Annotated in this window: 3 protein-coding genes; all 3 read right to left on the reverse strand. The window is 65.6% G+C overall.

Translation table 11 applies throughout. The features are described from left to right. On the reverse strand, positions 1–658 hold a 658-nt coding region (locus V2B31_RS09180; RefSeq protein ID WP_328277684.1), incomplete at its 3' end, for an FAD-dependent oxidoreductase. 118 nt (positions 659–776) lie between these two features. Then, positions 777–2,045: a 2-oxoglutarate dehydrogenase complex dihydrolipoyllysine-residue succinyltransferase gene (odhB, locus tag V2B31_RS09185; protein WP_328277686.1), complete on the reverse strand. Its 1,269-nt coding sequence runs from the start codon at positions 2,043–2,045 to the stop codon at positions 777–779. A gap of 8 nt (positions 2,046–2,053) precedes the next feature. Beyond that, on the reverse strand, positions 2,054–4,287 hold a 2,234-nt coding region (locus tag V2B31_RS09190; RefSeq protein ID WP_328277690.1), incomplete at its 5' end, for a 2-oxoglutarate dehydrogenase E1 component.

Raw genomic sequence — 4,287 nt, forward strand, 5'->3', positions numbered from 1 at the left:
CCTTGCGGACTTCGCCGTCCATGCCGGGCAGGATCTGGTCGAGATATTCGACCACCGTCACCTTCGCGCCCAGACGCCGCCAGACGCTGCCCAGTTCCAGCCCGATGACGCCGCCACCGACCACCACCAGATGGCCCGGCACCTTGTCCAGCTCCAGCGCGCCGGTGGAGTCGACGATCCTGCCGCCCGCATTGTCCACCGCCACGCCCGGCAGCGGCGTGACAGACGAGCCGGTGGCGATGACGATATTCTTTGCCGTCACGCTCTGCCCGCCCACCTCGACCGTGTTCGCGCCGGTGAAGCTGGCGAGGCCCTTCAGCCAGGTCACCTTGTTCTTTTTGAACAGGAACTCGATGCCCCCGGTCAGCCCCTTCACCGCATCCAGCCGCTGCCCCTGCATTGTGGGCAGGTCCAGGCTCATGCTGTCGATCTTGACCCCCAGCTTCGCCATCGCGCCATTGGCCGCCTCGTCATACAGCTCCGACGCATGCAGCATCGCCTTGGACGGGATGCACCCCACATTGAGGCAGGTGCCGCCCAGCGTCTCGCGGCTCTCGGCGCAAGCCGTCTTGAGCCCCAGCTGCGCCGCCCGGATCGCCGCGACATAGCCGCCCGGCCCGGCACCGATCACAAGGACGTCATAGTCGAAGTCTGCCATACCAATCTCCGTTCGCCCTGAGCCTGTCGAAGGGCCGTACTTTTACTTTGTTTCCGTCGCAGGGAAACGGGGCTTCGACAGGCTCAGCCCGAACGGATGTAGGTGCTTGTGACGCCTGTTACAGGTCGATCAGCAACCGCGTCGGATCCTCGATCGCATTCTTGACCGCGACGAGGAAGGTCACCGCCTCGCGGCCGTCGATCAGGCGGTGATCGTAGCTCAATGCCAGATACATCATCGGCCGCACCACGACCTGACCGTCGCGAACCACCGGCCGGTCCTCGATGCGGTGGAGGCCCAGCACCGCCGACTGGGGCGGGTTGATGATCGGGGTGGACATCAGCGATCCGAACACGCCGCCGTTGGAGATGGTGAAGGTGCCGCCCTTCATGTCCTCCATCGTCAGCTTGCCTTCCTTGGCCTTTCTGCCGAAGTCGCCGATCGTCTTTTCGATCTGCGCGACGCTCAGCGACTCCGCGTTGCGGATCACCGGCACGACCAGCCCGGTCGGCGCGGACACCGCGACCGAGATGTCGGCGAAGTCATTATAGACGATCTCGTCGCCCTCGATCTGCGCGTTGACGCCCGGAATATCCTTCAGCGCCATGCACACGGCCTTCGTGAAAAAGCCCATGAAGCCCAGGCGCACGCCATGCTTCTTCTCGAACAAGTCCTTATACTTCGCCCGCGCCTCGATGACCGCGGTCATGTCGACATCGTTGAAGGTGGTCAGCAGCGCCGCGGTGCTCTGCGCTTCCTTCAGCCGCTTGGCGACCGTCTGGCGCAGGCGCGTCATCTTGACCCGCTCCTGCGCGCGCGACGGACCAGCAGACGGCGCAGCGGCGGCGGGCGCAGCGGCCGGAGTCGATGCGGCAGCCGCCTTGGCAGTGCCAGCGGCGGCGGCGGCCACCACATCATCCTTGGTCAGGCGACCGTCCTTGCCGGTGCCCTTGATCTTGCTGGGGTCTAGGCCGTGCTCCAGCACAAGACGGCGCACCGCCGGCGACAGTGTCAGGCTCCCGCCCTCGCCCTCTTCTTCGGCGGCAGGGGCCGGCGCCGCAGCGGCAGGCGCAGGCGCGGCGGCCTCTGCCTTCGCGGCTGGCGCAGCAGCAGGCGCTGCCGCCGCAGCCGGCGAAGCCCCCGCGGACGCGCCCTCGTTCACATAACCGAGCAGCGCGCCGACCTGCACCGTCTCGCCTTCCTTCGCCACGATATCGCCCATCGTGCCGGCAGCCGGCGCGGGCACATCGACCGCAACCTTGTCGGTTTCAAGGGAAACGATCGGCTCGTCGGCCTTCACCGCCTCGCCCGGCTTCTTGAGCCACTGGCCCACGGTTGCTTCGGTAACGGATTCGCCCAGCGTGGGGACTTTGACTTCGGTGGCCATGAGCTGTCTCAGCCTTTCTTCTGGCGACGGATTTCAGTGCGGACGCTGTGACCCAGCGCATCGGCGACGAGCGCGCCCTGTTCGGACACATGGCGGGAAGCCAGGCCCGTGGCCGGCGAGGCGGACGCCTTGCGGCCGGCATAGCGGGCGCGCATCGGCGCCTTGCCGGCTTTCGCCAACGCCTCCTCGATATAGGGCTCGACGAAGAACCACGCGCCATTGTTGCGCGGCTCCTCCTGGCACCACACGACCTCCTGCACGTTGGTCATGCGGGCGATCCGGGTGGCGAGCGCCTCGGTCGCGAAGGGATAGATTTGCTCCATGCGGACGATCTGGACATCCGTGTCGCCCGCAGCATCGCGTGCATCCGACAGATCGTAGAAGACCTTGCCCGAACACAGCACCAGCCGCTTCGTCTCCGTGTCCGCCGCCGCATTGGGGTCGGACAGGATGCGCTTGAACTGCGTCTCGCCCAGGAAGTCCTCGGCCTTGCTCACCGCCGCCTTGTGCCGCAGCAGCGACTTGGGCGCCATGATGATGAGCGGCTTGCGGAACGGCCGCAGCATCTGCCGGCGCAGCGCGTGGAAGTAATTGGCCGGGGTTGTGATGTTCGCGACCTGGATATTGCCTTCCGCGCAGAGCTGGAGATAGCGCTCCAGACGCGCCGAGCTATGCTCCGGCCCTTGGCCCTCATAGCCGTGCGGCAGCAGGCAGACGAGCCCGTTGGAGCGCAGCCATTTGGTCTCGGACGAGGCGATATACTGGTCGAAGATGATCTGCGCGCCATTGGCGAAGTCGCCGAACTGCGCTTCCCAGATGACCAGGCTCTTGGGGTCCGCCAGCGCATAGCCATATTCGAAGCCCAGCACGCCATATTCGGACAGCGGCGAATCCAGCACCTCGAACCGGCCGTGCGGCACGGTCGAGAGCGGGATATATTTGCGCTCGCTGTCCTGATCGGTCCAGACCGCGTGCCGCTGGCTGAAGGTGCCGCGGCCGGAATCCTGCCCCGACAGGCGCACGCCATAGCCTTCCGACAGCAGCGAACCGAAGGCCAGCGCCTCGCCGGTCGCCCAGTCAAAATTCTCGCCGGTCTTGAACATCTCCGCCTTGGCGTCGAGCACGCGCTTCAGCGTCTTGTGGACGTTGAGGCCATCAGGCACCGTCGTCAGCGTCTTGCCCAGGCTGTCGAACAGCTTGGTGCTGATCGCCGAATCCACGCTCTGCCGCGCGGTTTCGGCGTCGGCGGGCTTGTGCAGGCCCGACCAGCGGCCGGCGAACCAGTCGGCCTTGTTCGCCTTGTAACTCTTGGCCGCCTCGAACTCCTCCTCCAGATGCGCGACGAACCCGTCGGTCTGTTGGGCGATGAAGGCATCGTCGATCACGCCTTCCGCCTTCAGACGCGCGGCATAGACGTCGCTCACCGGCGGATGCTGGCGGATTTCCTTGTACATCAGCGGCTGGGTGAAGCCGGGTTCATCGCCCTCGTTATGACCGAAGCGGCGATAGCACCACATGTCGATCACGACGTCGCGGTGGAAGGTCTGGCGATATTCCATCGCCAGCTTGCACGCAAAGGTGACAGCTTCGGGATCGTCGCCATTGACGTGCAGGATCGGCGCCTGCACGCCCTTCGCCACGTCGCTGGGATAGGGCGAACCACGCGAGAATTGCGGGCTGGTCGTGAAGCCGATCTGGTTGTTCACGATGAAGTGGACGCAGCCGCCGGTGTTGTAGCCGGGGACGCCCGAGAAGCCGAAACATTCCCACACGATGCCCTGGCCCGCGAACGCCGCGTCGCCATGGATCAGCACGGGGAGCACCTGGTCGTGCTTGCCCAGGTCGTCGCGGAAGGTCTGCTGCGCGCGCACCTTGCCCAGCACCACCGGGTCGACCGTTTCGAGGTGCGAGGGGTTGGGCACCAGCGACATATGCACCTTGACCCCGTCGAACTCGCGGTCGGTGGAGGTGCCGAGGTGATATTTCACGTCGCCCGATCCGCCGACATCCTCCGGGTTGGCGGTGCCGCCCGAAAATTCGTGGAAAATGACGCGGAAGCCCTTGGCCATCACGTTCGCCAGCACGTTGAGGCGGCCGCGATGCGCCATGCCGAACACGATCTCGCGAACGCCCGACTGGCCGCCATATTTGATGACGGCTTCGAGCGCGGGGATCATCGACTCGCCGCCGTCGAGGCCGAAGCGCTTGGTGCCGACATATTTGCGGCCCAGGAACTTCTCAT

The organism is Sphingobium sp. (assembly GCF_036170395.1).
Lineage (GTDB): Bacteria > Pseudomonadota > Alphaproteobacteria > Sphingomonadales > Sphingomonadaceae > Sphingobium.

What these genes read in the sequence shown, in the direction of transcription:
- odhB (WP_328277686.1), bottom strand. Translation starts at nt 2,045, where the DNA reads ATGGCCACCGAAGTCAAAGTCCCCACGCTGGGCGAATCCGTTACCGAA.